Here is a 26,455-nt window from a genome sequence, read left to right on the forward strand (position 1 = left end):
TCAAGCTCGCAGCCCCGTGAAATCCGGGGATCAGAGGGACGGGATGCCCGTGGCCGTGAGGATGGCCTTCAGGTCGTCGTCGGTGAAGTAGAGGCCACCGCCCACGAAGAAGTCGCGCCCGGCGATGAGCCGCTGCGTGGAGACCTCGCGCTGCTGGGCGTTGAGGATGTCGTCCATGCCCGCGACCACGAAGAGGTGGTCGAACGCCGTCGCCTGCAGCGTCGCGCGCAGACGGGGGTAGCGCAGCTCGTCCGCGGCGAAGTTGAACGCGTCCATCTTCAGCGTCACCGCGTCGTCGAACAGGTGCAGGTCCGCGCCCACGCCACCCGTGGACTCGATGAGGCCCACGCGCAGGGTGGTGAAGTACCAGCGCTTGGCGAACTGGGCGCTGATCTTCAGGCTCTCCTTGGTCACCTTCTGCGTCTGGACGACCGGGTCGCCCTCCGAGGGCGGGTTGGTCTGCACCACCTGCGTGGTCACCGTGCCGCGCGGATCATCCACCAGCTCCAGCAGGTAGTACTTGTCCGGCTTCGGGATGAGCTTCACGGAGAACACGTTCTTGGAGCGGCCCTGCGCCGCCAGGTACGTGCTCTGGATGCCCACCTCCGTCTGGAGGTCGGTGAGCTTGGCGGCGAAGCGGGCCACGTCCTGGACCGTCTCGCGCACCTCGCGGCCCACGCTCTCGTCGGCCAGGAGCACACCGGCGGCGCCCTCGCCGTCCTTCACCTTGCGGGTGATCTCCTCCAGGTTGCCCAGGGTGTGGTCCAGCTTGTTGAGCGTCTGCTTGAGGCTGGCGACGCTCTCCTTGAAGTCCCCTTCCCCGCTGCCGACGATGTTCTTGACGCTGGCGAGCACCTCGCGGACGTCGCGGGTGATGAACTCGATGTTGTCGACGATGCGACCGACGTCGGCCTGGTTGCTCTGGGTGATCGTCCGCACGTCCGAGGACACGCCCTCGAAGTTGGCCAGGATGACGTCCAGGCGGTCCGCGTTGCGGCGCACCGTGGCGTCCACCGAGTCCGACAGGCGCACCAGGTTCTCCACGATGCGCTGGAGCGACCCCGCACCCCGCTCGCCGCCGAGCACCTCGCGCAGCGCCCCCGTCACCTGCTGGATGTCGGAGGTGATCTGCGACAGGGACTCGAAGATGGCCTCCATGCCCTGGGTGTCGATGACGCGGCGGATCTGCCCGCCGTTCTCCAGGCGCGGCGCGTTCTCCGTCCCGGGGTTCAGGTCCAGCAGGTAGTCGCCCAGCAGCGACTCGGAGCGCTTGGTGAGGACCGCGTCCTCCCGCAGGTCCACGTCGTTGCGGATCTTCAACATGACCCGCGCGCGCGTCCCCTCCAGGACGATGTCGTCGATCTCCCCCACCCGGATGCCGGCGATCTGCACCCGTCCCCGGATGGCCAGACCCGACGCGTCCCGGAAGTACGCCCACACACGGGTGGCGTCCCGGTCGCTCAGGCCTCCCTCGCGCGCGAACAGGACGAAGGTGACGAAAAAGGCCCCCGCGGCGATGACCAGCAGGCCAACACGGAAGGGCGTAACGAGCTTCTTCACCTGATGTGACTCCGAGGGCTACCGGCCGGGCGCGACTCTAGCGTTTTGCATCCGGAGTGCCACAAATTCCTGACCCTGCCCCACCCCGGGGGGCAGGGGTCAGTTCTTTCCGAACCATGTCTCCAGGAAGACCTTCACCGCGGGCTGCTGGGACTCGCGCAGCTGCTCCGGGGGGCCGTTCTCCACGATGACGCCCTTGGACAGGAAGGCGATCTGATCCGCCACGTTGAAGGCGGACGAGATGTCGTGGCTGATGACCACGCTGGTGACCCCCAGACCCTTTTGAGCCGCGAGGATCATCTCGTCCACGTAGTCGGTGGTGATGGGGTCCAGGCCGGTGGTGGGCTCGTCGTAGAGGACGATCTTCGGATCCAGCACGACGGCGCGCGCCAGGCCCACGCGCTTGCGCATGCCGCCGGACAGGTCGGACGGGAACTTCGACTCCACCTCCCGCTTCAGGCCCATCAGGTCCAGCTTGGCGCGGACCTTCGCGTACAGCTCGTCCTCGGACAGCTTCGTGTGTTGGCGCAGCGGGAAGGCCACGTTCTCGAACACCGTCATGGAGTCGAAGAGCGCGGCGGCCTGGAACACCATGCCGAACTTGGCGCGCACCCGCTGCAGGTGCTCCACGCTGAGCGGGACGATGTCCTCCCCGTCGATGACGACCTTGCCGCTGTCCGGCTTGAGCAGGCCGATCATGTGCTTCATCAGCACCGTCTTGCCGGAGCCGGAGCCCCCGAGGATGACGCAGGTGCTGCCCACCGGCACCTTCAGGTTGATGCCGGTGAGGACCTTGTTCTCCCCGAAGGTCTTCTGCAGGTCGACGATCTCGATCATCGGCCGGGAGGCCGCGTCGGCGTCGCGAGGAGGAGCGTTGGCAGCCATCAGTGCATGACGAGGCCGACGAGGAAGTCGAGGATGAAGATGGACAGGGCGCTGGCCACCATCGCCTCCGTCGTCGCCTGGCCCACGCCCTTCGCGCCACCGGAGGCGTTGAAGCCCTTGTAGCAACAGATGAGGGCCACGGAGAGGCCGAACACGGCGCCCTTGATGACGCCCTCGTAGATGTCCACCGGCTCCAGCCACTGCTGGGTGCGGGTGAGGAACGTGCCGGGGGAGATGCCCAGGCCGGACACGGCCACGAAGTACGCGCCGGACATGCCCGCCGTGCTGAAGAGGATGGTGAGCATGGGCACCATGAACAGCCCCGCCAGCACCCGGGGCACCAGCAGGTACTGCACCGGGTTGACGGCCATGGTCTCCAGCGCGTCCACCTGTTCCGTGACGCGCATGGTGCCCAGCTCCGTGCACATGGCGGACCCGGCGCGCATGGTGACCATCAGCGCGGAGAACACGGCGGCCAGCTCGCGGGTGAGCGTCAGCGCCACGGTGGGGCCCACCAGGCTCTCCGCGTCGAACAGGCGGAACGCCTCCGACGTCTGGAGGGCGAACACCATGCCCGTGAACAGCCCCGTCAGCCCGACGATGAAGATGGAGCCCACGCCCACGAAGTCCAGCTGGGCGAACAGGTTCTGGAGCCGGTAGGGGCGGCGGACGCTCCAGCGCGCCACGTCCAGGCCGAGCGTGACGACTCCGCCGATGGTGCTGACGACGTCGATGAGGCCCTTGCCGAAGCCCGCTACCGCCTGGGTGAACATCCCCGGCTCGCTGGCCGGCTTGCTGGGGGTCTGCGTCGTCATGCGTTCGGGCGCCTACTCTTACGTGCCACGGCGGGGGGCACAAGCGAAGTGTTCCCTCTTCTCCCTGGCCCCGACGTCCGGCGAGCGGGCACCCGTCGAAGGGACTACCTCCTCATGGAGTGTTGCGTTTATCTTCCGCGCCCCTTTCCTTCCATGCCCGGTGGTCCCCGCGGTCACCGGGCCGAGAACTCAGACGAACATGGCAACTCACAAGGTCGGCGGCGAGGTGGATGCGTACTGCACCCGCTGCAAGCTCACCCTCGCGCACACCATCCTGGCGATGGTGGGAACGAAGATTGCTCGGGTGCGCTGCAACACGTGCAACGGGGACCACGCCTACCGCGGGGCCCCGGGCACGACGGATCGCCCCACGCCCAGCAGCACCCCGCGCGCGAGCCGCGCCTCCTCCTCCGGGTCGTCCTCCGCGAAGGCGGAGAAGGTCATCATCTCCTTCGAGGAGCAGCTGGCCGGCAAGGACATCGCCAACGCGCCGAAGTACAGCCCCAAGGACACCTATCAGGTGGATCAGGTCGTCTCCCATCCGACCTTCGGCATCGGCCTGGTGACGGCGGTGCGGGGCGACAAGGTGGACCTCACCTTCCGCACCGACACCAAGACGCTGGTGCACGGCCGCGGCGGCCCGCCGGCGGAGAAGCCCGCCTTCAGCCCGCCCACGCGCGGCGCCACCGGCCCGGCCGACAAGCCCATGGCCGCCGAGCCTCCGCCCGCTGACGCCGAGGCTTCCGGGGAATCCGCCACCAACGGGGATTGACCCGGCGCGGGGAGGGGGCGAAGTTTGGCGGAACCGCACGTGAGCCTCCGCCGCCCCCTCCTGTCGCTGCTCGTGTTGCTGGCCGCATCGTCGGTTGCCCAGGCGGCGCCGGATGCGAGCCCGGGGCTGGTGGTGTCCGCCGCCCCCGCCCAGGTCGTCCTGGGCCGTGACGGCCTCGTCCAGTTGGAGGTCCGCGGCGCACCGGCCGCGGGACGGTTGAGGGCCGCGGCCTCGACGGGCTCGTTCGCGGAGGATGTGCTCGACGGCGGCCCCACGCGCACGTTCACCTGGCGGCCACCGCCGGTGCGCCATCCCCAGGTCGCCCTCTTCCTGTTCTGGGTGGAGACCGCGGGGGGGGCGTCCGACGTGACGACCTTCCAGCTCCCCCTGCTGGGCCAGACGACGCTCGACGTGGTCACCGCCCCGGGCGCGAGCGTGGTGGTCGTCGTCGGGGACGACCGCTTCGGCCCCGTGATGGCGAACGCCCAGGGCAAGGCCCGCGTCCCCCTGGAGGTGCCTCCCAACGCGGTGTCCGCGCGGGTCCTCGCGACACGCGGCGCGCTGCGCACGGACGCGGCCACGCCGCTGGACGTGCCCCGCGAACGGCCGCTCGTGGCGGCCCTCTCCCCTTCCCCGCTCGTCGAGGGCGCCGACGGGCTCCTGCTCGTCGCGGGCGAGGACGCGCTCACGGCGGCCGGACTCGACGTCGTCACCGAGGAGGCGGTCCTCACGGTGGAGCGGGAGGGCGCCGTGGTGGGCTACCGCGTCCGCGCGCGTCCGGAGGTCGAGCAGGTCGTGGTGGACGTGCGCCCGCGCGACGCGGCGACACGCGACGTGGCGCAGGCCCGGGCGGACGTGCTCCGACGCGTCGCCCCGCCACCGCCCGCTCCGCCCGTGCGCCCCGCCCCCCCGCCGAGCGCGTGGCGGCCCTCGGCGTTCCTCCTCGCGGGAGGCGCGTTCGCCAACGGCTCCAACACGGGGCCGCTCGGCGCGGTGGGCGTGTCGGTGGGCACGCCCTGGTGGCACGGACGGCTCGCGGCGGAGCTGGAGGTGGGCCTGCGCGGCGCGACCTTCGACGGGACGGTGGACTCCCTCGGCGCGGTCCGCTCGAGCGTGCTCGCGGTGCCCATCCTCGTGTCGGTGCGGGCGGAGCTGCTGCGGGGCGCGGGCATCGTCCTGTACGGCCGAGCAGGCGGTGGAGTGGCGCCTTTCCGGCATCACCTGGGGAGCGACTTCCAGGAGGACATCAGAGAGAGCAGACTTTCAGGCATGGGGTTCCTCGCCATCCAGGGTGCATACCGGCTGGGGCACTGGAGCGCGCTCGGCGAGCTCCGGGGCTCGTGGGCCCCCGCGAGCACGCCCTGGTTGGACGCGCAGCTCGGCGGCGTCGCCGCGCTGGTGGGCGCGAGGTTCGAGCCATGAGGGGCGCCACCGTGCTCCTCGCCGTGCTGCTGGCCTGCGGCGCGAACACGGTGCTCCCCACGCCCCATATCCTCTCCGTGAGTCCCCGGCAGGCGAAGGTGGGCTACACGGGCCTCATCCGCGTGTCGCTCGACGCGGTCGTCCCCGTCCGGGTGGACTACGGGCAGCAGGAGGCCCGCGCGGAGACGACGGTGTGCGTGATGTTCGGCGACGTGGAGGCCCGCCTCCAGACGTTGGATCCCGACGGGACGCTCGAGGTGAGCGTGCCCGACGCGCTCACGCCGGGCGACCACGACGTGCGCGTCATCCTCGCCGACGGGCGCGAGGCGCGCCGCGAGGCGGGCTTCCTGCTCTACGCGGAGGACCAGCCCCAGGTGGAGACCGACTCGGGCACGTTCATCGACGACGGCGGTACCGCTGACGCGGGGGCACCGGAGGACGGAGGTGTCGGAGAGGGTGACGGCGGCACCCCGCAGCCCGAGCCGGGCTCGCCCATGCGCGAGGGCGACATCACCGCGTACGAGTTCGACGCCATCCCGGACCAGGCGCAGGGGCAGTCCTTCGTCGTCACGGTGCGCGCCATCGGTCCCCGGGCGTTCGAGTTCGAGGAGAAGGTGGACCTCTCCGTCAGCCCCGCCTCCGGGGTCATCAGCCCCGAGTCCCTGGACCAGTTCGTCGCCGGGGTCTGCACCCAGAGCGTCACCGTGGCCGCCCAGGGGAACAACGTGAAGCTGACGGTGACGGACCGCTTCGGGGTCCAGGCCACCTCCAACGGCTTCCGGGTGAAGTAGCCCGCGGCCGTCGGGCGCGCTCCGGAGTCAGCGGACGGTCAGCCGCAGCAGCGCTCGGGCCCGCGTCATGTCCGCCGGCAGCGGTGCATCCACCCCGCGGGGGGCCACCCCCGGCAGCGCGGGCCACTCCACGCGCGCGGCATGCAGCGGCGTGCGCGCGAGGACGACGGCCTCCCCTTCCCCGCCCAGCGCCTTCTCGGTGAGGGGCGTGTCGCGGCCGTACTGGTGGTCCACCAGCAGCGGGTGCCCGAGCGACAGCAGGTGCACGCGGATCTGGTGCGTGCGCCCCGTCAGCGGCTCCGCCTCCACCAGGGAGGCGCTCGCGAACGTCTCCACCGGACGGATGCGCGTGCGGGACGGCTTGGCGTCCACCTCGCCCGGGCGGGCCACGCGCATGCGGCCCTTGCGCCCGGCCACGAGCGGCGCGTCCACCGACTGGGGGGCCTCGACGCGGCCCTCCACCAGCGCGACGTAGCGCTTGCGGACCGTGCCCTTCTCGAAGGCCACGGACAGCGAGCGGTGGACGGCCGCGTCCAGCGCGAACACGAGCGCCCCGGAGGTGTCGCGATCCAACCGGTGGACCACGAACACCTTCTGGCCCCGCTGGGCCTCCAGGGCGTCGCGCAGCGAGGCGCCGCCGTCGCGCCCGGGGATGACCGGCACCCCGGGCGGCTTGTCGACCACGAGCACGCCGCCGCCCTCGAAGAGGATGCGGGGCTCGGTCACTCGTACTCCGACGCCGGCACCACGGTGATGGGGCCCAGCCCCTTGAGCTGCTTCTTCACCGCGTCCGCCTTGCCCAGGACGACCACGGCGGGCGCCTCGGCGAAGCAGTACTTGCGGGCCACCGCCGCGACCTGCTTCGGCGTCACCGCGTTGAGCCGGTCGCGGAACTGGAGCACCCAGTCGTCGCCGAGCCCGTTGAGGCGCATGTCCGCGATGCTGCTGGCGATGGACTCGTTGGTCTCCGTGCGCAGCGGGTAGAGGCCGCCCATGTACGCCTGCGCGTCCCGCAGCTCTCCGGGCTTGATGCCCCCGTCACGCATCTTGGAGATCTCCCCCAGGGACACGTCGATGATCTCCCGGGTGGACTCCGTCTTGGTGAACGTGGACACGGCGTAGACGCCGTCGGCGCTCATCGCGTCGAACCAGGAGCCGATGCCGTACGTCAACCCGCGGTTGACGCGCACCTCGCTCATCAGCCGCGACGTGAAGCCGCCGCCGAGCGCCACGTTCATCGCGGTGCAGGGGAAGTAGTCCTCGTGGCCCAGCCGGAAGCCCGGGCCGCCCAGGCGGACCTGGGACTGCGTCTGGTCCGGCTTGTCCACCAGCACCACGCGCCCGGCCTGGGGGACGCGCTTCAGCGGCGGGATGATGCGTCGCTCCTCGGGGCCGCCGGTCCAGCCACCGAAGGCCTCCTCGGCGGCCTCGGCCACGCGCTTCGGGTCCACCGCGCCCACGACCACCAGCTGGGCCACCTTGGGGCCGATGCGCTCGCGGTGGTAGGCCACCACGTCGTCGCGGGTGAAGGTCCGCACGGTGCGCGCGGAGCCGCCCACGTCGTGGCCGTAGGGATGGTCGCCCCACAGGGCGCGCACCATCGCCCGGTCTGCGATGACGGAGGGCTCGTCCAGGTCGTTGGCGAACTGCGCCATCGCGCGCTCCCGGGCGTCGTCCACCTCGGACTCCGGGAAGGTGGGCTCGCGCACCAACTGCCCGATGATGCCGAGCATCTGCGCGAAGTGCTCCGCGGGGGTCGTGATCGCGACGGAGAGGTTGTCCTCGCCCACGCCCACGCCCAGGCTCGCGCCCACGAACTCGACGGCCTCGTCGATGGCGCGCGCGTCCATGAGGCGCGTGCCCCGCCGCAGCAGCCGCGCGGTGAAGTCCGCCAGGCCGTGCTTGCCTGCGGGGTCGTTGGCGCTGCCGGCGCGCAGCACCAGCCGCATGGACACCATGGGCAGCGGGCCCCGCTCGGCGGCGACGACCTTCAGGCCGCTGGAGGTGACGCTGTCGTGGAGCGTGGGGAACGTGAGGGCGCGGGACGCGGCGCTCGCGCGGGGCGCGGAGGCCGGCTTGCGGGAGGCGCTCTTCTTGCGCGCGGAGGCCGGGGCCTTGGCGGCGCGGCGGGGAGCGGCGGACTTCTGGGGACGGCTCTTTCGGGAGGCCATGGAAGCGGATCTTTCGGAAGGTCGGTCCGGGCTCACGCCTCGGTGGGCGCGGGCAGCAGCGTCACGACGGAGCGGCGCTCGGGGATGAGGTACTTCGCGGCGGCGGCCTTCACCTGGTCGCTGGTGACGGCGGCGTACGCGGAGGGAAGCGTCAGGACGTGGCGCCAGTCGCCCAGCAGCGCCTCGTAGTTGCCCAGGGCATGGGCGCGGCCGTTGTTGGTCCCCAGCTCCCGCAGGTGGTCCGAGCGCAGGTTGTTGAGGGCCTTCTGGAGCTCGCGCTCGGTGATGCCGTCGCGCGCCAGCTTCTCCAGCTCCGCGTACAGCGCAGCCTCCGCCTTCTGCGGGTCCGAGTCCGGCTTGAGCTCCAGGAAGAACATCACCATGCCCGGGTCGATGCGCCAGGCCCAGTCCAGGCCCACGCTCACGACGATCTTCTGGTCGTAGACGAGCGAGCGCGTCAGCCGGCTCCCCTCGCCCTTGGTGAGCACGTACTGCGCGACGTCCAGGGCCAGCGTGTCCTCGTCGCGCGCGGCCGGCCCCTGGTAGCCGATCATCACCGCGGGGGACTGGGCGGGGTGACGCACGAAGGAGCGGCGCTCACCGCGCTGCGGGGGCTCCGCGTTGACGACGCCCGCGGGCACGGGGCCCCGGGGGATGTCGCCGTAGTACTTGCGCACCAGGGCCAGCGTCTTCTTCGGGTCGATGTCGCCCGCGATGTAGAGCACCGCGTTGTTGGGCGCGTAGTAGGTGCGGAAGTACTGCTGGCAGTCCTCGCGGGTGATCGCGTCGATGTCCGCCATCCAGCCGATGATGGGCCAGCGGTAGGCGTGGGCCTTGTAGACGAGCGTGCCCAGCTCCTCGTCCATCAACCCGCCGATGTCGTTGTCCGTGCGGACGCGGCGCTCCTCCTTCACCACCTCGCGCTCGGAGGCGAGCATGGCGTCGGAGATGCGCAGCGAGCGCATCCGGTCCGACTCCAGGTCCAGCACCGTCTCCAGCGCGTCGGACGCGAAGTCGTCGTAGTACACCGTCATGTCGTGCGACGTGTACGCGTTGGAGCTGCCGCCGCTGGACTCGAGCGTCTTGTCGAACATCTTGGGGCCGTACTTCTTGGCCCCGTTGAACATCATGTGCTCGAAGAGGTGGCTGATGCCGGTGATGCCGGGCCGCTCGTTGCGGCTGCCCACCTTGAAGAACGTGTAGAGGCTGACCACGGGCGCCAGGTGGTTCTCCAGCAGGCGCACCTGGAGGCCGTTGGGCAGCGTGGCCTCGTGGACGTCGAACAGGGACTGGAGGGCGGGATCCGCGGCGCGGGCGGGAGCCTTCTTCGGGGAAGCCTTGCGCATAGGGCCCCACCGTATACACGGCGCGGCTACAGGTCCACGACCCCCTCACGCAGGGCCAGCACCACCGCCTCCACATGGGAGTTGACGCCCATCTTCCGGTAGATATGCGACAGGTGCGTGCGCACCGTGCGCCGCTCCAGCGTCATCACCTGCCCCACCTCCGCGTTGGACAGGCCCTTGGCCACGTAGCGCAGGACATCGAACTCCGTGGGCGACAGGCTCCACGGGTTGTTCTCCTTCTTCTCCGGGGAGGCCGGCTGGGCCTTGACGGACTGGAAGTAGTTCCAGAAGCGCCGCGCGATGAGGGGCTCCAGCACGGTGCCGCCCTCCATCACCTCCTGGATGCCGGAGCGGATCTTCTCCGGCCCCACCCGCTTCACCAGGTAGCCGGAGGCCCCGGCCTGGATGGCCTCGTAGACCTTCTGCTCGTCGTCGAACGACGTGAGGATGAGGATCTCCACCTCGGGTGCGCGCCGCTTCACCCGCTGGGTCACCTGGATGCCGTTGATGCCCGGCAGCTCCAGGTCCAGCAGGACCAGTTGGGGACGGAGGCGGACGATGTCCTCCACCGCGGCCTCGCCCTCCTGGCTGCTTCCGATGACCTGCAGCTCCTCGAAGGTGCTCAGCACCTTGAGCAGGTTCTTGAGCAACTGGGGTTGATCCTCGACGACGAAGATGCGGGTCGGGTCCATGGTCACTTCCGACGGAAGCCAGGCACGTTGACCTGGCGGAGCTTGCCCTTCTCGATGCGCAGCTCCAACTGCTCGCGCTCCCCCGTCGAGATGGCCACCAGCATGATGAGCCGGACCCCCGGGCGAACGGGGAGGCGCGTCACGGGGGTGCTGCGCGCGACCAGCTCCCCGTCGACGTACACGCGGGCGGGCACGTTGGCCTCGACGGTGAGGTAGCCGCGCTGGGACTTGGGGGGCGGCCGGTACGACGGGGCCGGTGACGAGTCCTCGTCGGCCGGCGCGGACTCCTCGTGCGCCGCGCCCCCTCGGGCCGGCGCGGGCGTCGCCGGACGGGCAATGGGCAGGGGCGGCGGGGGTGGAACGGGGAGCACGTCGGGGAGGGGCTCGTCCTCGAGCTCCGCGACGCCCTCCTCCGGTCCGCCCAGGCGCCACGCCGCGATGGCGAAGGACAGCAGGCCCACCAGGGCGATCGCCCCGGCGATGGCGACCATGCGCCCGCGCCGCCCCTGGATGCGCTGGACCTCGCGCTCCATGGTGGGCATCCGCGGCGGCGTGGCGGGCAGCGAGGGCGCGGAGGGCGGCGGCATCGCGATGTCGTCGCGGGGTCGGCTCGCCGCGGGAATCACGGCGGGCATCGGGTCCGGCAGCGTGCGGGAGCGATCCACGGGGGCCGCGGCGCGCTTGGCGGCCCGGGCGGCGGCGCGGCGTCCCACGACGGAGAACTCCTCGTCGTCGTCCGGGAGCGGCTCCGGCGAGGAGAAGTCCTCCACCACGCGCAGCCGGGGGTTGCGCCCCGCGGGCTTCGCCGAGCCCTGCCCGGCCGCGCCCGATGACTGCCCCATCTGCCGGCGGGGCTTCGGCGGCGCTGCGCCCGGAGGCGCGTCCCAGCCCTGCTCCAGGCCCGAGGTGCCCATCTGGGTCCCCTCGTTCTCCGGCGGGGGCGTGGGCTGGGGGGCGCGCGTGCGGGTCTGCGAGGGCGCGATGTCCGGCTCGTAGTCCTCCGGGCGGTACTCCGCGAAGGCGGGGCCGGCGGCCTCCTGGGTCTCCGCGCTGGCCTCCTCCTCCGTCAGGGCGCGGCTGTACGGCGCGCGCTGGACGATGGAGGCCTCGGGCTCCTCCGCGCCCAGGTCGACCATCTCCGCGCCGGAGATGGGCTCCAGGGTGAAGGGCTCCTTGAACACCGGGGCCGCGAGGCTGGCGACGCTCACCTCGTTGGGGAACAGCTCCCCCACGAACCGGCGCACGTCGTCCGCGGTGGGCATGCCGCCGCTGGCGGAGAGGAAGTTGCGCAGCGCGCTCGCGAACTCCGCGCACGAGCGGAAGCGCCGCCCCGCGCTCGGATCCAACGCGCGGAGGACGAGCGGATCCAACCGCGCGTTGATGCGGCGATCCAACCGGCTGGGAGGAGGCAGGGACTCGCTGCGGCGGGTGGACACGCCGCCACTGCCGGGGACCACCGGCTCGCGCTGGGTGAGCAGCTCGTAGGCGATGGCGCCCAGCGAATACACGTCGGACTGTTCGGAGGTCGGCTCGCCGCGCGACACCTCCGGCGCGCGATACGTCCCACGGCCGCGCCCCGCGAAGGTCTTGCGAAGCTGCGGGACGGCGACGAGGGCGCGCATCGCGCCGAAGTCGCAGACGGCGGGCTGCCCCGAGCGCCCCAGCACCACGTTGCCGGGCGTGAGCGCGCCGTGGATCACCCCCGCGTCGTGCGCGTGCTGCACGGCGTCCAGCAGCTGGATGATGATGTAGAGCGCGACGGCCGGGGGCAGCAGCACCTCCTTCGTGTGGAGCCGCTGGAGGGCGGTGCCGAGCAGGTACCCGTCGAGGTCCTCGCGCACCACCGCGAGCCGCTGACGCACCACGCCCATGTCCACGACGTGGAGGATGCCGGGGTGGCGCACGGGCTGGAGCAGCCGCGTCGTCTCGGCCAGGTCCAGGGCGTAGGCGGGGTCGGACGTCTTGGGGTGGAAGAGCTTCACCACCACCTCGCCGGACGGCGCCTGGACGGCCTCGTACAGCTCCGCGAGCTCTCCGGTCTCGATTCGGCCCGTCAGTCGGTAGGTGGCGCTCATCGCTTCTTTCGCGCCGGACGGCGCCGGGTCAGGGCGGAAAAGACGAAGCCGCACCACACGCAGGACTCCCCCCGTCGGCCAGGGGGCAGCTCCAGGGTACACCCGGGACACCGGGGGCGCGCTCGCGCGGAGGCGGTGGGCGCCAGGGGCCTGGTCGCCTGCCCGGGGGCGGCCCGACGCGACGCGACGGAGACGACGCGCAGCCGGGCCTCCAGCCGACGCACCCGGTCCTCCAGCGCGGCGATCCGCTGGGTCAGTCGGGCATGAGCGGCCTCGGGGGGTTCCGGGGCCTGACGTCGGGCGGGCGAGCGCATCGCGAACCGCGAGCGTGCCACGCCGCGCCAGTGCCCTCAAGGACCGAGCCGCGAGAGAGCGTGCGTGTTATGTGTGGACGTCCCGTGGCTCCGACCCTCTCCCCCTTCCGACCCATCCCGGGCGGGCCCTCGCCGGACCCGCTTCACGGGAGCTTTCGTTCCCCTCTCAATCGCGCCCGCGCCGCGGCCGCGGAAGCGCAGGCCCAGACGTTGCTGGAAGACGATGCGCTGGCGCGACTGCTCGCCCTGCCTCGCGAGCCGCGCAACGTCGTCCCCCGCGCCCGGGAGATCTTCGTCAACCGCAACCTGCGGATGTCGGGCGTCGAGCTGGTCGGCTTCGACATGGACTACACGCTGGCCATCTACCACATGCGCCGGCTGGAGCAGCTCTCGTTCGACATGACGCTGGCCAAGCTCATCAGCGAGTACCGGTATCCACCGCTGGTGGGCCACCTGCTCTACGACCACCACTTCGTGATGCGTGGCCTGGCGGTGGACCGGGTGAACGGGAACATCCTGAAGATGGACCGCTTCGGGCACGTGGGGCGCGCGTGGCACGGCCTGCGTCCGCTCCCACCCGACGTGTCGCGGGAGCTGTACCGCAACAAGCGCGTGCGGCTGCGCAACCCCCAGTTCGCCTGGAACGACACGCTGTTCGCGCTGCCGGAGACGTGCCTCTTCGCGGGCATCATCGAGCTGCTCGAGTCGCTCGGGCAGAAGGTCGACTACGGCAAGCTCTACGACGACATCCGCGAGGCCATCGACACGGTGCACCGGGACAACTCGCTCAAGCGCGAGGTGCGCAAGGACCTGGGCCGCTACGTGTTCCTGGACCCGGAGCTGGGCCCCGCGCTGCACAAGCTGCGCTCGGGCGGCAAGCGGCTGTTCCTGCTCACCAACTCCGCCTGGGACTACACCGACGCGGTGATGAAGTACCTGCTCGACGGGCAGTTGCCCGAGTACCCGAGCTGGAGGAACTACTTCGACGTGGTGGTGACGGCGGCGGGCAAGCCGGGCTTCTTCACGGACGGGCGCCCCTTCCTGGAGCTGGACGCCTCCACGGAGGAGGGACGCCCCGTGGGCGAGGCCACCTCGTTGGATCGCGGCAAGGTGTACTCGGGGGGAAACCTGGCGCGCTTCGAGGAGCTGACCGGCTACCGGGGCGAGAACATCCTCTACGTGGGCGACCACATCTACGGCGACATCCTCAAGTCCAAGAAGTCGTCGCTGTGGCGCACGTGCATGGTGGTGCAGGAGATCGAGGATGAGATCGCCTACACGGCCACGCGGCAGGAGGAGATCGGCACGCTCACCCAGATGGAGATCCTCCGCGAGCGCCTGGACGACGAGGTCAACCACCACAAGACGCTGCTCAACGTGCTGGAGCGCCGGCTGGAGCGCGAGCCGCTGACGCCCGACGAGCGCACCGAGGCGGAGGAGCAGCGGCGCCAGCTCAAGGCGGAGCTGGACCGGATGCGCCGGGCCTTGAAGGAGGCCACGGACATCGCGGACACGCTCGAGGAGGACGTCGAGGAAGGCTTCAATCCGTACTGGGGGCTGCTGTTCAAGGAAGGCACGGAGAACAGCCGCTTCGGCTACCAGGTGGAGCAGTACGCGTGCCTCTACACGAGCCGCGTCTCGAACTTCCTGCACCACTCGCCCATGCAGTACTACCGCTCGCCGCGCGACCTGATGCCACACGAGCAGGCCGGCGCGCTGTCGGCACGGCTGTCCCCGCTGGGTGGCGAGGGGCCACCGAAGGGCGCGGGCAAGGACTGACGAAACCCGGGGGGCCGCACATGGATGCCAGGACGTGGTGGATGCTCGGCGCGGTGGTGTTGTCGGCGTGTACCTCGTCGGGCGGTGTCACGCAGGGCATCCAGGTCGGTCCCCGCCCCTCCTTCCTCGTGGACCAGTTGGAGGCCGGGCCGCTGAAGCGCAAGCTCCAGGGCTGCGCGGAGGGCCCCTTCCGGCGGACGACCTTCTCCATCGGCCACCGGGGCGCGCCGCTCCAGTTCCCCGAGCACACCCAGGAGTCCTACGAGGCCGCCGCGCGCATGGGCGCGGGCGTGTTGGAGTGCGACGTCACGTTCACGAAGGACCGCCAGCTCGTGTGTCGCCATTCCCAATGCGACCTGCACGCGACCACCAACATCCTCGAGATTCCCGCGCTGGCGGCGAAGTGCACGAAGCCCTTCGAGCCGGCGGACCCGGCGACGGGGCGGCCCGCGTCGGCGCGCTGCTGCACCAGCGACGTGACGCTCGCCGAGTTCAAGCAGTTGTGCGGGAAGATGGACGGCGTGGACCCCACGGCCACCACCGTGGCGCGGTACCTGCGGGGCACGCCGGACTTCCGCACCGACCTCTACTCGACCTGCGGCACCCTCCTCTCCCACCAGGAGAGCATCACCCTCTTCCGGCGACTGGGGACGAAGTTCACGCCGGAGCTGAAGGCCCCCAGCGTGCCCATGCCCTACGAGGGCGACTACACGCAGGCCGCGTACGCCCAGCAGCTCATCGACGAGTACACCCGGGCCGGCGTCCCCCCCGAGGACGTGTGGCCCCAGTCGTTCCAACTGGAGGACGTGAAGTACTGGCTGAAGCGCGCGCCGGACTTCGGCCGTCAGGCCGTCTTCCTGGACGAGCGGGACGACCTGCCCGGCTCGCGCTTCGACCCCAACGATCCGTCCACGTGGGAGCCGAGCATGGCGGCGCTCGCGGAGTCGGGCGTGCGCATCCTCGCGCCGCCCATCTACGTGCTCCTCACGTTGGATACCCAGGGCCGCATCATCCCCTCCGCCTATGCGCGCGAGGCCCGCGCCGCGGGCCTGGACCTCATCACCTGGTCCTTCGAGCGCGAGGGCCCGCTGCGCCCCGACGGCGGCTACTACTTCCAGTCCATCGCCCCGGCGCTGAAGCGCGACGGGGACATGCTGGTGGCGCTGGACGTGCTCGCCCGGGACGTGGGCGTGCTCGGCGTCTTCAGCGACTGGCCGGGGACGGTCAGCTACTACGCCAGTTGCATGGGGCGGGATTGAGGGCGGCAGGGCTCACGGCGCCACGGGCAGCGGGGCCACCCGGCCCCAGACGACATCCGCGAAGCGCGACAGCGGCTCCTCGGTGAGCCCCAGCTTGCGCAGGTCGTCCGTGTACTTGGCGCCCTTCACCACCACCCAGCGACGCGCCACGCGCCGGCCCTCGGCGAGCGTCTCGGGTGTCAACGGGGCGTGCTCGGCGAAGCGGCGCAACACCTCGAAGGCCGGCTGGGCCTTGCGCGGCTTCGCGAACATCGGATCGAAGAACACCACGTCGAAGGACGCGGACGGCAACGCCCTGAGGTACTCCCGCGCGTCCGCGTGCACCACCTCGACGGCGCACGAGTCCGGCCCGCGCTCGTAGCGACGAAGCCCCTCGCCGGCGACGGCGCACAGGGGCAGGCTCCGCTCCACCCCCACCACGCGCCCCGAGGGCCCCACCGCGAGCGACGCCACCAGCGCGTCCTGCCCCAACCCCAGGGTGCAGTCGAGCACCGCGTCGCCGGGACGAAGCTCCGCGACCCGAACAAAGGTGTCCGGCTCCCCTTCCCGCAGGCGCATGCGACGCAGGTGCGCCATGCCCGCGTGAAACCCGAATGAGCCTCCAGGCTCCCACAATGTCACACCGTCTCCCCCCACCACGAGGAGCGCCTCGACGCGCGTTCCCAGCCAGGGCGCGACCGACTCCTTCGCCCGCCGGGGGAAGTACGGCAGCCCCCAGCGCTCGGCGACCGCGCGCGCCTCTCGCGTCTGGAGTTCATCCACCTTCGTGCTGGTCGTCACCGCCAGGGGCACGGGAGCCATGGGAGCCGCGCATCCTGCCCGAGCGCATGCGTTACGCAACGCATCAACACACAAGCCCGAAGTATCTCGAATGTCTGAAAATCAACCGTAGTAGCCAAAATTTCCGAACTTCATAGGAATTCTTAGCTGCGCGGCCTAAACCTCTACTTCCTTCGGATGGTGGAGAAAGCCGGAGCCACCATGCGGAGGGTCCCCCTGGAGAAAACGCATGCGCAACAGAGCAGCAGGAATGGCAGTGGCATTGCTGTTGGCGGGCCTCGCGAGCAGCAGCGCGTCGGCCGCCACCTATGGCGCCCAACCGTCTGGCTCGTCCGCCATCTTCTTCATCGATACGACGTCGTGGGCCGACATCCACTACAAGGTGAACGACGGACAGCAGCTCAACGTCCGCATGGTCGTCACGAACGGCCGCAACGAGTACGCCGTCACGGGGCTCGCCGCGGGCAACTTCGTGGACTACTCGTTCACCTACTGGGACGTGGCCTGTAACTGCGCCTACGACACGCCCTGGCAACGCTACACGCACTCCGGCACGCCGCCTCCCGACGCGGGCACGCCGGACTCAGGCACGCCCGACTCGGGAACGCCGGATTCGGGGCCGCCGCCCGACGTGGGCAACATCGTCCCCCTCTTCAACAGCGGCACGGCGCTGGAGCCCGCGACGACGCAGGACATCGGCACGGCCATCGTCACCCGCGTGGGTGACCGGGTCCGCGACCGTCACGCGCGCGAGTCCCAGTTCCAGGCCTACGACCACTACCTGGCGCGCTACTTCGAGAACCGCACCTTCTGGTTGGAGATCATCGACGAGGTGGCCAAGGGCGGCACCACCATCCGCGTCAACCTCAACACGGTGTACCCGCACGACGGCACCAACTTCCGCGCCTTCTTCCGCGGCATCAACACCGTGGCCGAGTACTTCCACAACGGCACGTTCGAGCGGGTGAACGACTACCTCTACACGGCGAGCGTCAACTACAACGCCAAGGAGGGCCGGGCCATCCGCGTGGGAGACCGGATGGAGATCGAAGCCGGCGTGTTCCTCAAGCAGCCGGTGGAGGGGCGCTTCAACTACTACGGCCGGGCGCTGCTCTACATCGTAGGCTCGCCGGGCATCGTCCCGTTCGAGGGCCAGGGCGCGCTGCTGGACTCCTTCCCCCTGCCCGAGGCGGGATGGACGGGCGGCCGCACCACGCTCAACTACCCCTACTCCAACGAGCCTCGGAACCGCTTCCTGCAGATGGCGCTCAACATCGCCCCCGTCAACGCGCAGCCGTTCGTCGAGGGCCGCCGGCTGCACCACACGGACTTCGGTGACGGCAGCCACTCGGAGCCGGGCAACCCGGTCTTCACCCAGCACGCGAACAAGCTGGGGCCGAACTACATCTCGCGCTCCTGCATCTCCTGCCACGTGCAGAACGGCCGCGGGCTGCCCCCCGCGGTGAACACCACCCTGGGCAACTACGTGGTGAAGGTGGGCCGGGTGAACGGCACGGCGGTGACGGCCGACCCGTTCCTGGGCTTCCGCCTCCAGCCGCGCAGCACCAGCGGCACGCCCGAGGCGGACGTGCGGATCGCCAGCTGGACGACGAGCACGGGCACCTTCGCGGACGGCACGGCCTACGAGCTGCGCCGGCCCAACTTCCAGTTCCTCAACGTCATCCCCACGAACCACTCCGCGCGCATCTCCCCGCAGCTCGTCGGCCTGGGCCTGCTGGAGGCCATCCCCGAGACGGCGGTGGCGGCCCTCGCGGACCCCAATGACGCCAACGGCGACGGCATCTCCGGTCGCATGAACGCGGTCATCGATCCGGAGACGGGCCAGACGCGCCTGGGCCGCTTCGGCTGGAAGGCCGGCATCGCGCGCCTGAAGCACCAGGTGGCCGAGGCGCTCAACCGGGACATCGGCGTCACCACGGCGGTGTTCCCCACGCTGGACTGCGGCCCGTCCCAGCAGGGGTGCGCGGGGTCCAGCCAGGAGCTGGGCGCCACGGAGCTGGACAAGATGGTGCGCTACATCGCCCTCCTCGGCATCCCCGCCCGGCGGGACCTGCGTGACACGCAGGCGCTGCGCGGCGAGACGCTGTTCCAGAGCGCCGGCTGCGCGAAGTGCCACGCCGCCACGATGACGACGAGCGCCTTCCACCCGAACGCGGAGCTGCGCGGACAGGTCATCCACCCGTACACCGACCTGCTGCTGCACGACATGGGCACGGGCCTCGCGGACAACCTCCCGGATGGCAACGCGGTCGGGGCCGAGTGGCGTACCCCGCCGCTGTGGGGCATCGGCCTGACGGCGGGGGTCAGCGGCGGCGAGGCGTACCTGCACGACGGCCGCGCCCGCAGCCTCACCGAGGCCATCCTCTGGCACGGCGGTGAGGGGCAGGCCGCGCGCAACGCGTTCGCGGCCATGAGCGCCGCGGATCGCGCCGCGCTGCTGCGCTTCCTCCAGACGCTGTGAGCGAGGACCCGAAGGACTGAGTCACCCCGCTCGGGGAGCCACCACGAGGGCTCCCCGGGCTCGGGGCTCAGGAGGCGGACGCGTCGACCGCCTGGAGCTTGCGGCCGCCCTGCATGATGGCCACGGTGACGGACTGGTTCCGGCCGTTGCGCTTGGAGTGGTAGAGGCACTGGTCGGCCAGGTCGATGAGCTGCTGCTTCTCCATCCCGTTGTCCGGGAAGGTGGCGATGCCCAGCGACATGGTGATCTTCAGCGGCCCCATCTCCGTCTGGAAGGTCTCCGCCTTCACGGCCTCGCGGATGCGCTCGGAGATGGTGAAGGCGCCCTTGGCGTCCGTCTCCGGCATGATGATGACGAACTCCTCGCCGCCGTAGCGCGCCACCACGTCCGTGTCTCGGGCCAGCGACTTGATGATGCGCGCCACGCCCTTGAGCACCTGGTCGCCCGTGGGGTGACCATAGGTGTCGTTGACGCTCTTGAAGTGGTCCACGTCCGTGAGGACCACGGAGCACTTGCGCTGGTAGCGCCGCGCCTGGGCGAGGATCTCGTCCGCCCTGGCCTGGAAGGTGCGGTGGTTGAACAGGCCGGTGAGTCCGTCCGTGGTCGCCATCCGCTCCATCTGCTCGTAGAGCTGCGCGCGCAGCACCGCCTGGGCGGCCTGGATGGCGATGACCTCGATCATCCGCAGCACGTCCTGCTCGAAGTTCGCCTTCTTGCGCGACCCCGCCACCAGCGTGCCCAGGATGCGGTCGCCCGCGACCAGCGGGAAGATCTTCAGCGCGCCGAGCCCGCGGATCTGCGTCTCGTCGTCGAAGATGATCTGCCGGTCCATCGCCTTCAGGTCACGCCCCGGCAGCGGCGCGCCGTAGCGCACCACGTTGGCGACCAGCCCGTTGTTGTCCGGGAACGAGCGACCCTCCAGCGCCTTGCCCTGCGCCGTCACGCCCGTCATCCGCACCACGCGGTGCATGCGCTTGCCGTCCACCTCGGACACCAGCGTCACCGCGCAGAAGTCCAGGCCCGCGAGCTGGCGCGTGCTCTCCAGCACCGCCACGAACACCTGCTCCGGGCTGCCCGCGCGGTTGAGCTCCTCGATGGCGCGGAAGAACCGGTCCTTCTCGTCGCGCGTCTTGCGGATGTAGTTCATCACCCGCTCGACCTCGATGGAGCGCAGCACCTCGCCCGCGATGGTCGTCAGCAGCTTCTCGTCCTGGTCGCTGAACGGCTCGTTCGCCACCTTGTCCGCCACGAGCACGCCGCGCACCAGGCCGCTGCCCTCGAGGATGGGCACCGCCAGGAGCGCCTGCACCGTGGGGCCGCCGCTCTCGTAGTAGGTGACGCCCTTGAGGCCCTGGACCGAGTTCATCCGCACCGGCGCGCGGCGCTTGAGCACCCCGCCGATGATGCCCTCCCCTGCCCCGAAGCGATCCCGCTGGACGCGGTCGGAGGTGGAGCGGCAGTCGTAGAGCTTGAGGCTGCGGTCGTCGGAGGCGAGCAGGAAGGCCGCGCAGGTGTGCGTGCGCAGCCCCGTCTCGGCGATCTCCAGGGCCGCCTGCACCGCGCCCTCGATCTCCTTCACCGACGCCACCAGCCACTTCTCGTCCGAGCTCATCCCGCTGAAGCTGTCCTGCGTGCCGGAGCTCACCAGGCGGAAGGTGCGCGCGCGCTCCTCCACCTCGCGGATGCGCTTCTGCACCGCGTCGTTCTCCGCGCGGCGGGCCACCGCGATGCGCGAGGCCAGCACCAGGTGGTACGCCCCCGCGAACAGCACGAGGAAGGTCGAGTGCGTGGCGAAGCTCGCCGCGTTCGGCACCGGACCGCCCAGCGTCACCAGCGCGTCGAACACCAGCGCCACGCCCAGCAGCGTCAGGCCCGCGTTGCGCGGCAGGAAGGCGACGAGGAACGCCATCAGCAGGTAGACGATGGGGAACAGCTCCCCCCCGCCGATGGCCACGACGATGAAGGACGCGGCGATGAGGCCGCCCCCCAGCTCCAGGTCGTCGCGCAGGTCGATGACCGCGCCCACCGAGCCGCGCATGGCCCGGCGCCACCCCGCCACGGCGATACCCACCAGCAGGAGCAGGACGAGCGAGGCCTCCGTCCACCCGAGCGTGTGCAGGCCGCGGAAGCCGCCCCGCGCCAGGTGGATGAACGTGGCCAGCGCGGCCGCCGGCGGGATGAGCCTCAGGGCGTGACGCAGCAACCTTCCGGGCGACGGAATCGAGGTCAGCGACGTCATGGAGACTCCAGATGGAAGACGAGCTCACCCGGCTTCACGTAGCCGAGCTCCTCCCGGACGGCCCGCTCCAAGGCCGCCGGGTCCTTGCGCAGGGCGTTGATCTCCTGGCGCAGCGCTTCGTTCTGCTGGGCCAGCGACTGGTTGCGCACCTGGAGCGCATCCACGTCCTGCCGCAACGCGAGATACCGGCGGAAGCCCTTGGCGTCCGCCACCGACAGCAGGCTCAAGGCCCCCGCCACACCCACCGACACCATCAGGAGCTTTCGCCTCGCCGTCATGAACGCCGCCGACGGTACCAGCGACCCTCGACGCCGCAAGAAATCCGCTCCAGACCTGTAGCACACCTCGCCGCACGCGAGGCGCGCCGGACCGACTCAGTCCTGGCCGAGCAGCTTCTCGATGGCCTTCGCCACGTCGTCGTGCCCCTCCACGCCCTGCCACCCCGCCACCGCGCGGCCGTGGCGGTCCAACAGGACGGTGGTGGGCAGCGCCTTGATGTGGCCGAACGCGCTGCGCCCGTCGCGGACCCAGTCGTTCGCCACCAGCATGGGATAGTTGGGGGCGTAGTGCGCCGCGAACGGGGCCAGCACCTTCGCGCCCTCCAGGTCCATCCCCACCGACACCACCTGGAACCCGCGCGCGCCGTACTCCTTCTGGAGGGCCTCCAGCGTCGGCATCTCCGCCAGGCACGGGAAGCACCACGTCGCGAAGAAGGAGACGAGCACCACCTTGCCGGACAGCGCCCGGACGTCGTGTGGCGTCGGCCCCACGGACGGCAGGGCCAGGGACTGGAGGAAGGCCGGCCCCAGGTCCACCGGCCGCGTGCCGCGGCAGCCGGCGGCCACCAGGAGCAGCAGGACGGCCCCGCGGACCAGGCGTCGGGCCGCGGCGCTCATGCTTCGGGGGGAGGCCGGTGATCTCCGCGCTGACATTCCCGACACAAGCCGTACAGCTCCATCTTGTGGGACGTCACCGTGAAGCCGTGCTTGCGCGCCACCGCGTCCTGCATGGCCTCGATGCGGTCGTTCTCGAACTCGACGATGGTGCCGCACCGGGTGCAGATGAGGTGGTCGTGGTGCTCGCGGCCGGCCGCCGCCTCGTAGCGCGTCTGGCCGTCCCCGAAGTTGCGCGCGTGCGCCAGGCCACACTCGTTGAGGAGCTTCATGGTGCGGTACACCGTGGCGACGGACACCTTCGCGTCCTGCTCGCGCACCTTGTTCCACAGCTCCTCCACCGACAGGTGGCCGCCCACGGAGAAGAACGTATCGATGATGAGACTGCGCTGGCGCGTGCTCTTCAGCCCGTGTTGGGCCATGTAACGCGCGAGCACCTCGTCCTTGGATTCTTCGTGGCCCTGCATGGAAATCCCTCGGTAGGGGGCCGACCTGCCCTGGCCCGCCGCTCCTGTTTGTAACCCGCGACCCGGACGCGCGCGCTCCCTGCCGCCCCCCTGGCGCCCGTCATCCTCGAAGTAAAGTCTCAGCGACGACTGTTGGACCCCGGACGCGGGGTCTCTGATACCCCCGACGGTCCCGGCCCGCAACGTCCGGCAGCCTGCTCCAGCGGGGGGACCCTCCCCCGCCCGCCTCGCTTCTCGACTTGCAACCGCCGCTGGCTGTTTAGATTGGGGGCGGACTGGCTCATTGACACCTGTCTGGCCGCGAAGATAGAGGCATCCGCCCTCGTAAACGAGCATTTTTCGGCAACTTTCCATGACCAGCTCCTGGCAGAGAAGACGACAGCCCGACGACGTTCCAACTCCCGTGGCGGTTGCCGTCTCGGACTACTGCCGGCGCGCCAAGGCGCCGGCGCCCGCACCGGAGGTTCGCGAGGCCCTGGCCCTGGTGGCCGAGGCCGAGGACTTCCGGGTGCGCGCGCTGACCGACGCGGAGCCGGAGACCTCCCCCCTGGGGCCCTTCGCGGTGGTGGACATCCTCCAGGGGACGGCCCCCGCGCTCGCCGCCCAGCGGCAGGCCTGCGGCTACTATGACGTGGTGCGCGAGCTGGCCCACGTGCGCGAGCTGAAGACGCCGCCGCCCGCTCCGGCCCCGGACCCGTCCATCCCCACCTTCGCGGCGCCCGCCGCCTCGAAGCCCGCCGCCAAGGCCGGGAAGAAGGCGGACAAGGACGAGGCCTCCGTCATGGAGCGCATCGCGCCCAAGAAGCGTCAGGCAGTGGACGAAGAGACCACGGCCCCCCCCGAGGGCGACGAGCCCAGCCAGTTCCTGCGTCGCGATCTGCCCCGCCCCCGGGGCCGCTTCACCCGCGTGGAGGCCCCGCGCACCCCGTTCGTGGAGCTGACGCGCCCGAGCGGCAAGGAGACGCTGGAGGCCACGCTGGCCGGCTCCGAGCACCGCTTCGCCCTGCTGCGAAACCTGTCCCACCGCTTCAACGGCTCGCGCGGCGACCTGTCCCTGGTCGACCTGGAGACGGTGCTGCGCGACCACGGCCTGCTCGACGCGCTCACGGAGAAGGAGAAGCTCCAGGTCATCGACGCCTACTCCTCCCAGCGCGGCGCGACCGGCCGGGTGGCCTGGGCCCTGGGCGTGAGCCCGCCGGAGCTGCAGCGGCTCGTCTCCGCGGTGGGGATCACCGTGGAAGTGGAGGCCCTGCGCGAGCGGTTCCGTCGCGAGGCCCTGGCCACGCCGCACCTGACGCACCGGCTGGATCTGCTGGGGCGCGACAAGTACCTGGCGGATCTGGGCATCCAGCGGAAGTTCGCGGATGGCCTGCGCAAGGAGCTCGAGCGCCTGCTGCGCGACGAGCTGCCCGGCGCCACCGACGTGCACGGCCTGGCCGACGCGGTGGGCCGCAAGCACGGCGCCCCCAGCGAGCTGGTCTTCCGCGCCATCGAGCGCCTGGGGCTGGCCGAGAGCCTGCGCAAGCAGCTCCGCGACTCCGTCCCGTCATCAACACCCTGAAGAGGCACCGCAACCATGCCCATCTACGAGTACGCCTGCCAGAGCTGTGGAAAGACGATCGACGTCCTCCAGAAGATCTCCGACCCCACCCCCGCCGCCTGCACCGCCTGCGGCGCAGAGGGCACGCTGACCAAGGTCGTCAGCCGCTCCAGCTTCGTCCTCAAGGGCGGCGGCTGGTACTCCGACCTGTACAGCTCCACGAAGAAGGACGGCGGCTCCTCGTCGTCCAGCTCGAGCTCCAGCAGCAGCTCCTCGAGCACCTCCGCCTCTTCGTCCTCGTCGAGCAGCACGCCGGCCAGCACGTCGTCCTCGAGCAGCACCTCGTCGACGTCCAGCGCGTCCGGCGACAAGTCGTAGGATGTAGTCAGGCGCGGAGGGCGCCGAAAATTCGCGCGGGGTCCGGGAGCGACGCACACTCGACTCCCGTGCCCTTCCCGCCCTCCAAGCGACCTCCCCGCCACTGCGCCCTGTGCGGTCATCCGGAGCTGACGGACGCGCGCGGCCAGGGACGGTTCCTGCTCGTGCCGGACCCCCACGGGCGCGGCCCCGTCTGTCCTCCCCAGCGCGGCTGCCAGGGTGGCAAGCGCGAGTCGGTGGCCACACCCTCCCCGCTGACGCAGGCCTCCCGCTGAGCTAAGCAGGCCCGACCGCGCGCACTGTCGCGGGAGGTGCCATGACGCTCGCCCCACGCCCCCTCTTCTGCCTGACCTTCGTGCTGCTGGCCGCGCTCGCCGCCGGCTGCGCCAACTACACCCAGATGGCGCCGGAGTCCCGCGCGTCGCTCCAGCGGACGCTGACCGGGCCGGACGCCGAGCAGTACCTGCGCGTCTCCGCCAACATCACGCCCTTCTTCGGGGATCGCTCCAAGCGCCTGCTCACGCCCTACGCGCCGGAGGACCTGCGCCTGCTCGACGACAGCGGCGGCAAGCCCATCAACCCCGGCGAGGTGGAGACCACGCTGCCCGCGGGCACGAAGCTGCGCATCACCAAGGTGGAGTTCCCCACCGCGTGGGTGGTGGCCGAGCGCGTGCTCTACACGCCGCGCACCTGGCCCTGGGTGTACCTGGCCCGCGAGGACGCGCCGGACGGCCCGCCCCTCATCCTGGTGCTGCCGCCCAACCTGGATCAGCCGGACAACTTCCGCGCGGAGCTGGAGAAGTACCTGTCCCCCCAGAGCCTGAGGGCGCAGCTCGACGCGCTGGCCGCGCCCGTGCGCGACGCCGTCCTCGCGAAGAAGCTGGTGAACAACATGCCCGCGGACGCGGTGCGCATGGCGTGGGGGCCCCCGGAGGTGGTGCGCCGCTCGCTGGAGGGCACCGCCAAGAACGAGGAGTGGACGTACCCGGGTGGCCGCCGCAAGGCGTTCCTCACCGACGGGCGGCTGGCGCGCGCGGAGGAGGCCGGCGCGTCCGTGCTGCCGTAGCGGGGGCTACCGCTGGCGGCGGCGACGCTTGCCGCCGCCCCCGCCCTGCTTGCGCGCCGCCTGGGCCTCGCCCGGGCGCGTCAGCCGGGGCAGCTCGCCGGCCATCACCGGCCAGAACTCCCCCTTGAGCAGCTCCGCCACCAACTGCGCCTGCGTCTCCACCGGGCGCTTGAAGAACGTGGCGCCCCGGCCCACCTCGTCCAGCGAACCGCGCGCGTCGCTGCCCCCGGTGCACGGCAGCTTCAGCGCCTCCGCGGCCTCCACGGCCAGGTCGTTGGCGGTCTGCTTCACGCGGGCGTTGTAGCCCTCCACCGCGCTCAGCACGTTGAGCGAGCGGACATAGTCCATGGCGGGGTTGGGGAAGTCCCGGTCGAAGGGCCGGGCCGCGACGATGGCGGCGCCCAGCGCCTTCACCTTGGGCAGACACTCCGCGGCGCTCCAGGGCTTCTCGCGGTTGCTGCCCCACATCTGCACGGGCTCCGGGGCCAGCTCCGGCTTCGGGAAGAAGCACAGGTACTGGCCCCGGTCCGTCACCAGCTCCAGCCCGACGAAGACCTTGAGCTTCGCCTTCGCGCCGATCTCGAACAGCTCGTCGCACCCGTCCTGGGTGTTCGTCTCGGTGAAGGCCACTCCGTCCAGGCCGAACAGCGCGGCCCGCTCCAGGACGGCGCGAGGGTCCAGCTCGCACCCCTTGGAGAGGTGGGAATGGGCGTGCAGGTCGATGAGCAT

The 26,455-nt window shown here is 70.9% G+C and carries 23 protein-coding genes; 9 read left to right on the forward strand and 14 right to left on the reverse strand.

The features are described from left to right. Nucleotides 1–30 precede the first annotated feature (30 nt). From LZ198_RS10925 to LZ198_RS10935, 3 genes are all read right to left on the reverse strand, one after another. Nucleotides 31–1,560 carry an MlaD family protein gene (locus LZ198_RS10925; protein WP_253971857.1) on the reverse strand — a complete coding sequence of 510 codons (1,530 nt, stop codon included), beginning with the start codon at nucleotides 1,558–1,560 and terminating at the stop codon, nucleotides 31–33. A gap of 99 nt (nucleotides 1,561–1,659) precedes the next feature. Then, nucleotides 1,660–2,397, reverse strand: a complete 738-nt coding sequence (locus LZ198_RS10930) for an ABC transporter ATP-binding protein (protein WP_253972081.1) — start codon at nucleotides 2,395–2,397, stop codon at nucleotides 1,660–1,662. A 47-nt stretch (nucleotides 2,398–2,444) separates the two neighbouring features. Next, a complete protein-coding gene (locus LZ198_RS10935) occupies nucleotides 2,445–3,260 on the reverse strand; it encodes an MlaE family ABC transporter permease (protein ID WP_253971858.1) in 816 nt (271 codons plus the stop codon). A gap of 199 nt (nucleotides 3,261–3,459) precedes the next feature. On the opposite strand from LZ198_RS10935, the gene LZ198_RS10940 reads away from it, so the two are divergent. The 3 genes from LZ198_RS10940 to LZ198_RS10950 are packed head-to-tail and all read left to right on the forward strand — an operon-like array spanning nucleotide 3,460 to nucleotide 6,245. Next, on the forward strand, nucleotides 3,460–4,032 hold the full coding sequence (locus LZ198_RS10940) for a hypothetical protein (protein ID WP_253971859.1): 573 nt from the start codon (nucleotides 3,460–3,462) through the stop codon (nucleotides 4,030–4,032). 39 nt (nucleotides 4,033–4,071) lie between these two features. Then, nucleotides 4,072–5,454, forward strand: coding sequence for a hypothetical protein (locus tag LZ198_RS10945; RefSeq protein WP_253971860.1), 1,383 nt, complete (start codon nucleotides 4,072–4,074; stop codon nucleotides 5,452–5,454). After that, nucleotides 5,451–6,245 (forward strand): hypothetical protein, encoded by a 795-nt coding sequence (locus LZ198_RS10950; RefSeq protein ID WP_253971861.1) that lies wholly within the window; start codon nucleotides 5,451–5,453, stop codon nucleotides 6,243–6,245. The genes LZ198_RS10945 and LZ198_RS10950 overlap by 4 nt, the downstream gene beginning before the upstream one ends. 27 nt (nucleotides 6,246–6,272) lie before the next feature. Here the strand turns inward: LZ198_RS10950 and LZ198_RS10955 are convergent, their stop codons facing one another. From LZ198_RS10955 to LZ198_RS10975, 5 genes are read right to left on the reverse strand one after another with little or no spacing between them, the layout of a single operon-like run. Next, nucleotides 6,273–6,971: an RluA family pseudouridine synthase gene (locus LZ198_RS10955; protein WP_253971862.1), complete on the reverse strand. Its 699-nt coding sequence runs from the start codon at nucleotides 6,969–6,971 to the stop codon at nucleotides 6,273–6,275. Next, nucleotides 6,968–8,416 (reverse strand): M16 family metallopeptidase, encoded by a 1,449-nt coding sequence (locus LZ198_RS10960; RefSeq protein WP_253971863.1) that lies wholly within the window; start codon nucleotides 8,414–8,416, stop codon nucleotides 6,968–6,970. Before LZ198_RS10960 ends, LZ198_RS10955 begins: the two co-directional genes overlap by 4 nt. Before the next feature lie 32 nt (nucleotides 8,417–8,448). Continuing rightward, complete coding sequence (locus tag LZ198_RS10965; RefSeq protein ID WP_253971864.1) at nucleotides 8,449–9,762, reverse strand: M16 family metallopeptidase; 1,314 nt, start codon at nucleotides 9,760–9,762, stop codon at nucleotides 8,449–8,451. 26 nt (nucleotides 9,763–9,788) lie between these two features. Further along, nucleotides 9,789–10,454, reverse strand: a complete 666-nt coding sequence (locus LZ198_RS10970) for a response regulator (RefSeq protein ID WP_253971865.1) — start codon at nucleotides 10,452–10,454, stop codon at nucleotides 9,789–9,791. 2 nt (nucleotides 10,455–10,456) lie between these two features. After that, the gene (locus tag LZ198_RS10975) at nucleotides 10,457–12,529 is read right to left on the reverse strand and encodes a serine/threonine-protein kinase (protein ID WP_253971866.1); all 2,073 of its coding nucleotides are present in this window, start codon (nucleotides 12,527–12,529) and stop codon (nucleotides 10,457–10,459) included. A gap of 383 nt (nucleotides 12,530–12,912) precedes the next feature. Between LZ198_RS10975 and LZ198_RS10980 the strand changes: the two genes are divergently transcribed. Further along, nucleotides 12,913–14,622 carry an HAD-IG family 5'-nucleotidase gene (locus LZ198_RS10980; protein ID WP_253971867.1) on the forward strand — a complete coding sequence of 570 codons (1,710 nt, stop codon included), beginning with the start codon at nucleotides 12,913–12,915 and terminating at the stop codon, nucleotides 14,620–14,622. 20 nt (nucleotides 14,623–14,642) lie between these two features. After that, a complete protein-coding gene (locus LZ198_RS10985; protein WP_253971868.1) occupies nucleotides 14,643–15,881 on the forward strand; it encodes a glycerophosphodiester phosphodiesterase family protein in 1,239 nt (412 codons plus the stop codon). A 12-nt stretch (nucleotides 15,882–15,893) separates the two neighbouring features. Here LZ198_RS10985 and LZ198_RS10990 read toward each other — a convergent pair whose 3' ends face one another. Continuing rightward, the gene (locus tag LZ198_RS10990) at nucleotides 15,894–16,682 is read right to left on the reverse strand and encodes a class I SAM-dependent methyltransferase (RefSeq protein ID WP_253971869.1); all 789 of its coding nucleotides are present in this window, start codon (nucleotides 16,680–16,682) and stop codon (nucleotides 15,894–15,896) included. 229 nt (nucleotides 16,683–16,911) lie between these two features. On the opposite strand from LZ198_RS10990, the gene LZ198_RS10995 reads away from it, so the two are divergent. Beyond that, nucleotides 16,912–19,143 carry a di-heme oxidoreductase family protein gene (locus LZ198_RS10995; protein WP_253971870.1) on the forward strand — a complete coding sequence of 744 codons (2,232 nt, stop codon included), beginning with the start codon at nucleotides 16,912–16,914 and terminating at the stop codon, nucleotides 19,141–19,143. 67 nt (nucleotides 19,144–19,210) lie between these two features. Here the strand turns inward: LZ198_RS10995 and LZ198_RS11000 are convergent, their stop codons facing one another. The 4 genes from LZ198_RS11000 to LZ198_RS11015 all read right to left on the reverse strand — a co-directional run bounded on the left by LZ198_RS11000 (nucleotide 19,211) and on the right by LZ198_RS11015 (nucleotide 22,742). Continuing rightward, nucleotides 19,211–21,382 (reverse strand): sensor domain-containing diguanylate cyclase, encoded by a 2,172-nt coding sequence (locus tag LZ198_RS11000; protein ID WP_253971871.1) that lies wholly within the window; start codon nucleotides 21,380–21,382, stop codon nucleotides 19,211–19,213. Beyond that, nucleotides 21,379–21,660: an FtsB family cell division protein gene (locus tag LZ198_RS11005; protein ID WP_253971872.1), complete on the reverse strand. Its 282-nt coding sequence runs from the start codon at nucleotides 21,658–21,660 to the stop codon at nucleotides 21,379–21,381. Before LZ198_RS11005 ends, LZ198_RS11000 begins: the two co-directional genes overlap by 4 nt. Before the next feature lie 96 nt (nucleotides 21,661–21,756). Then, on the reverse strand, nucleotides 21,757–22,278 hold the full coding sequence (locus LZ198_RS11010) for a TlpA family protein disulfide reductase (protein WP_253971873.1): 522 nt from the start codon (nucleotides 22,276–22,278) through the stop codon (nucleotides 21,757–21,759). After that, complete coding sequence (locus LZ198_RS11015) at nucleotides 22,275–22,742, reverse strand: Fur family transcriptional regulator (protein WP_253971874.1); 468 nt, start codon at nucleotides 22,740–22,742, stop codon at nucleotides 22,275–22,277. Before LZ198_RS11015 ends, LZ198_RS11010 begins: the two co-directional genes overlap by 4 nt. A gap of 403 nt (nucleotides 22,743–23,145) precedes the next feature. Between LZ198_RS11015 and LZ198_RS11020 the strand changes: the two genes are divergently transcribed. The 3 genes from LZ198_RS11020 (at nucleotide 23,146) to LZ198_RS11030 (ending at nucleotide 25,726) form a co-directional block, all read left to right on the forward strand. Beyond that, complete coding sequence (locus LZ198_RS11020; protein ID WP_323382358.1) at nucleotides 23,146–24,303, forward strand: hypothetical protein; 1,158 nt, start codon at nucleotides 23,146–23,148, stop codon at nucleotides 24,301–24,303. 15 nt (nucleotides 24,304–24,318) lie between these two features. After that, entirely contained in the window at nucleotides 24,319–24,660 is a 342-nt protein-coding gene (locus LZ198_RS11025) for an FmdB family zinc ribbon protein (RefSeq protein WP_253971876.1), read from the forward strand. 316 nt (nucleotides 24,661–24,976) lie between these two features. Continuing rightward, a complete protein-coding gene (locus LZ198_RS11030) occupies nucleotides 24,977–25,726 on the forward strand; it encodes a hypothetical protein (RefSeq protein WP_253971877.1) in 750 nt (249 codons plus the stop codon). 6 nt (nucleotides 25,727–25,732) lie between these two features. Here LZ198_RS11030 and LZ198_RS11035 read toward each other — a convergent pair whose 3' ends face one another. Continuing rightward, nucleotides 25,733–26,455: a PHP-associated domain-containing protein gene (locus tag LZ198_RS11035; protein WP_253971878.1), complete on the reverse strand. Its 723-nt coding sequence runs from the start codon at nucleotides 26,453–26,455 to the stop codon at nucleotides 25,733–25,735.

Origin of the sequence: Myxococcus dinghuensis, from assembly GCF_024198235.1 — a bacterium.
In the GTDB taxonomy this organism is placed as follows: Bacteria; Myxococcota; Myxococcia; order Myxococcales; family Myxococcaceae; genus Myxococcus; species Myxococcus dinghuensis.

Coding starts and splice junctions, on each gene's coding strand:
- LZ198_RS11030 (WP_253971877.1), top strand. CDS start 24,977: ATGACGCTCGCCCCACGCCCCCTCTTCTGCCTGACCTTCGTGCTGCTG.
- LZ198_RS11015 (WP_253971874.1), bottom strand. CDS start 22,742: ATGCAGGGCCACGAAGAATCCAAGGACGAGGTGCTCGCGCGTTACATG.
- LZ198_RS10975 (WP_253971866.1), bottom strand. CDS start 12,529: ATGAGCGCCACCTACCGACTGACGGGCCGAATCGAGACCGGAGAGCTC.
- LZ198_RS10995 (WP_253971870.1), top strand. CDS start 16,912: ATGGCAGTGGCATTGCTGTTGGCGGGCCTCGCGAGCAGCAGCGCGTCG.
- LZ198_RS10930 (WP_253972081.1), bottom strand. CDS start 2,397: ATGATCGAGATCGTCGACCTGCAGAAGACCTTCGGGGAGAACAAGGTC.
- LZ198_RS11010 (WP_253971873.1), bottom strand. CDS start 22,278: ATGAGCGCCGCGGCCCGACGCCTGGTCCGCGGGGCCGTCCTGCTGCTC.
- LZ198_RS10935 (WP_253971858.1), bottom strand. CDS start 3,260: ATGACGACGCAGACCCCCAGCAAGCCGGCCAGCGAGCCGGGGATGTTC.
- LZ198_RS10990 (WP_253971869.1), bottom strand. CDS start 16,682: ATGGCTCCCGTGCCCCTGGCGGTGACGACCAGCACGAAGGTGGATGAA.
- LZ198_RS11035 (WP_253971878.1), bottom strand. CDS start 26,455: ATGCTCATCGACCTGCACGCCCATTCCCACCTCTCCAAGGGGTGCGAG.
- LZ198_RS11000 (WP_253971871.1), bottom strand. CDS start 21,382: ATGACGTCGCTGACCTCGATTCCGTCGCCCGGAAGGTTGCTGCGTCAC.
- LZ198_RS10950 (WP_253971861.1), top strand. CDS start 5,451: ATGAGGGGCGCCACCGTGCTCCTCGCCGTGCTGCTGGCCTGCGGCGCG.
- LZ198_RS10985 (WP_253971868.1), top strand. CDS start 14,643: ATGGATGCCAGGACGTGGTGGATGCTCGGCGCGGTGGTGTTGTCGGCG.
- LZ198_RS10970 (WP_253971865.1), bottom strand. CDS start 10,454: ATGGACCCGACCCGCATCTTCGTCGTCGAGGATCAACCCCAGTTGCTC.
- LZ198_RS11005 (WP_253971872.1), bottom strand. CDS start 21,660: ATGACGGCGAGGCGAAAGCTCCTGATGGTGTCGGTGGGTGTGGCGGGG.
- LZ198_RS11025 (WP_253971876.1), top strand. CDS start 24,319: ATGCCCATCTACGAGTACGCCTGCCAGAGCTGTGGAAAGACGATCGAC.
- LZ198_RS10965 (WP_253971864.1), bottom strand. CDS start 9,762: ATGCGCAAGGCTTCCCCGAAGAAGGCTCCCGCCCGCGCCGCGGATCCC.
- LZ198_RS10980 (WP_253971867.1), top strand. CDS start 12,913: ATGTGTGGACGTCCCGTGGCTCCGACCCTCTCCCCCTTCCGACCCATC.
- LZ198_RS10960 (WP_253971863.1), bottom strand. CDS start 8,416: ATGGCCTCCCGAAAGAGCCGTCCCCAGAAGTCCGCCGCTCCCCGCCGC.
- LZ198_RS10940 (WP_253971859.1), top strand. CDS start 3,460: ATGGCAACTCACAAGGTCGGCGGCGAGGTGGATGCGTACTGCACCCGC.